The sequence below is a fragment of the Candidatus Poriferisodalis multihospitum genome, from assembly GCF_028283155.1.
GTDB classification, from domain to species: domain Bacteria; phylum Actinomycetota; class Acidimicrobiia; order Acidimicrobiales; family Poriferisodalaceae; genus Poriferisodalis; species Poriferisodalis multihospitum.
The window spans coordinates 1-2509 of sequence record NZ_JAPYOK010000013.1; the positions used below are offsets into that span (position 1 = coordinate 1).

Genomic DNA, 2509 nt, shown 5'->3' on the forward strand with positions numbered 1-2509 from the left:
GCCTCGTCGAAGCGGTCCATGCGGCTGCGCAGCGTGCCGAAGTCGAAGCCGTAGGCCTCGTGCTCGTTCTCCTGCCATCCGGCACCGATGCCCAGCACGACGCGTCCGCCTGAGATGTGATCGATGGTCGTGGCGATCTTGGCCGTCAATGCCGGGTTGCGATAGGTGTTGCCGGCCACCAGCGGGCCCAGGCGCACCCGGGGCACCGCTACCGCAAGCGCTGCAAGCACTGACCAGGCCTCGTGGACCGGCTGATCGACGTTCTCCTCGTTGGGCATGAAGTGGTCTGCAAACCACAGGCCGTCCCAACCGGTGGCTTCCGCGTGCTGGCAGCACTCGATGATCGCCGAGATCTCTTGGTCGTTCTTCGTCCAGAATCCGAAACGCATCGGGACAGCCTGCCACCCCGAGGCTGACTTCGCAGTTGGCGGAGCGCCCGGAGTCGAGATATACCTAGAGCATGTCTTGGATATACTCAGGCGCATGACGAAGCGATTGGTCGACATCGACGACGAGCTGCTTGAACAAGCGCGCCTCATCACCGGAGCGTTGACCATGAAGGACACCGTCAATGCAGCCCTGCAGAACACCGTCGACGCCGAATTGCGATTGAGACACGCGCATCGAATTGCCGGCCGTCGCGGAACGGACATCGCCGATGAAGAGGTCATGTCGGGCGCTTGGCGTTGAAACCTCTCTACCTCGCGGACAAGAGCGCGTACGCGCGCATGCACCACACTGCGGTCGCGGACCGGCTCACACCGCTCCTCGTCGACGGCTACGTGGCGACGTGCCCCATCATCGACCTCGAAGTGCTCTACAGCGCTCGGTCTCGCTCTGACTACGAAGACATTCTCGTCGAGCGAGGATCGCTGCCCTCGCTCCCCATTAACGAAGCGGTCACGGAGCGGGCAGCGGCCGTGCAGCGGCTTCTTGCTCAGCGTGGCCAGCACCGACTGCCGCTGCCCGACTTGTTCATCGCGGCTGTCGCCGAAATCAACGATCTGACGGTCATTCACTATGACGCCGACTACGACCGGATTGCGAGCGTCACCGGTCAGGCGACCGAATGGGTCGTCCCGCGCGGCTCCGTCTGACGCTGGATCCCAGCCCTTCGCGCCAACAGTCCAGTCAGCGGCGGCCGGTGAGTGTGAGGCGCAGCAGGTTGAGCGCCGAGATGGCGCTGTAGTCGGCGAGGCGCTCGCGGTCGCCGGGCAGGCGAATCTCGTCGGCCTTGTCGCGGTGAGCGACTGCAGGAATGTCGCCGCGCGCAGGCTGCGCCGAGATCGACACGGCCAGGAACGCCGTGCCGAAGGGATGCTCGGGCGTGGCGGCGTCACGGTCTTCGATTGCCGTGACAGCGAGGCCCACGCTGGCACCGGTGCGCAGGCGGGCCGCTCGGGCGAGGGCCTCGGCGCCGGCGGCCGATGCGAGCGGCGGAACGAGATCGTCGCCCATCGGCGACACCGTCGACGAGCCGGCATGCAGCAGGTACTCCGTCAGGTGCTCTGAGCGGGCCACGATGCCGCCCGCGAATGTGCGCTGGTGGGTCCCGCCGTCGGCCTGGCTGCTGTCGGCTGCGGATGCGAGCCCGGGATCGCCCAGCTTGGCTCCGCCCGGCGCCCGGCCGGCACGCATCGCCGCCTCTGCCGACGACAGACGGTTTGCCATGCGGCCACCGGTGATCGTCTCGGCAACACCGAGCGTCAAGCCCAGCCGCCCCAGCTCAGCGAGCACGGCCGTCTCCATGTTGTCGTCGTCGTAGGCGAAGACCAGGTCGCCCAGCAGCGGCTCCAGCACCGCCTGCTCGGCCTCAATCAGGCGCCACGCTTCGGCGGAGTCGGCACCCTTAGCGGTGATCCGCACCTTGATGCCCTCGATGCCGCTGGCCAGGAACGCCAGCGTCGGGTTGCCGGCCTCGTCCAGCTCGTCAATGCGGCCGGCCAGCATCTCGGCCAGCCCCGATTCGCTCTGGCCCCACGTGCGCAGCACTCGGCTCTCGATGGTCGCGCTGACGCCAGCGCGCCGCTGCAGGTCGCCCAGCACGGTGCCGTTCATCATCTCGCGCATCTCATACGGCACACCGGGCACCACGTACACCATGCGGTCGAGTACCTCTGCGCCTGCTGGCGGCTCAGCGCCGGGAGCGATGGCGCCGACGCCCTGCACCCAGCGAATGGGCGCCACCAGGCCGGGCGCGGTGCCGGGCTGCTGCGGGATCGGCGACGCGCCGACGGGCACCATGGCTTGGCGCAAGTTGTTCTCGGGCATCGGGCGGCTGCGACTGGCGAACATGGAGCGGATCCGCTCGGCAATGCGCTCGTCGAGCACCAACTCGACACCCATCACCGATGCCAGCACCTCACGGGTGATGTCATCTTGGGTGGGCCCCAAGCCGCCGCACACGATGACGGAGTCGCTGCGGTCGAGCGCCAGCCGGAACGCATCCTCGATGCGATCCCAGTTGTCGCCCACCTTGGTCTGGTAGTGGCTGTCGATGCCGGCCAGG

At 67.6% G+C, this 2509-nt stretch carries 4 protein-coding genes; 2 read left to right on the forward strand and 2 right to left on the reverse strand.

Features of this window, described 5'->3' with window-relative positions:
* Positions 1–389, reverse strand: a 389-nt coding sequence (locus tag VI480_RS00270) for an LLM class flavin-dependent oxidoreductase (protein ID WP_323670805.1), incomplete at its 3' end; no start/stop codon positions are given.
* A 94-nt stretch (positions 390–483) separates the two neighbouring features.
* Between VI480_RS00270 and VI480_RS00275 the strand changes: the two genes are divergently transcribed.
* Positions 484–690 carry a type II toxin-antitoxin system VapB family antitoxin gene (locus tag VI480_RS00275; RefSeq protein ID WP_323670806.1) on the forward strand — a complete coding sequence of 69 codons (207 nt, stop codon included), beginning with the start codon at positions 484–486 and terminating at the stop codon, positions 688–690.
* Positions 681–1097: a PIN domain nuclease gene (locus VI480_RS00280; protein ID WP_323670807.1), complete on the forward strand. Its 417-nt coding sequence runs from the start codon at positions 681–683 to the stop codon at positions 1095–1097. Before VI480_RS00275 ends, VI480_RS00280 begins: the two co-directional genes overlap by 10 nt.
* Before the next feature lie 34 nt (positions 1098–1131).
* On the opposite strand, the gene VI480_RS00285 is transcribed toward VI480_RS00280, so the two are convergent.
* Positions 1132–2509: molybdopterin-binding protein (locus VI480_RS00285; RefSeq protein ID WP_323670808.1), on the reverse strand; the 1378-nt coding region annotated here is incomplete at its 5' end.

Bases quoted from the DNA above. Each gene is read 5' to 3' on its own strand.
- VI480_RS00275 (WP_323670806.1), top strand. From the start codon at position 484: ATGACGAAGCGATTGGTCGACATCGACGACGAGCTGCTTGAACAAGCG.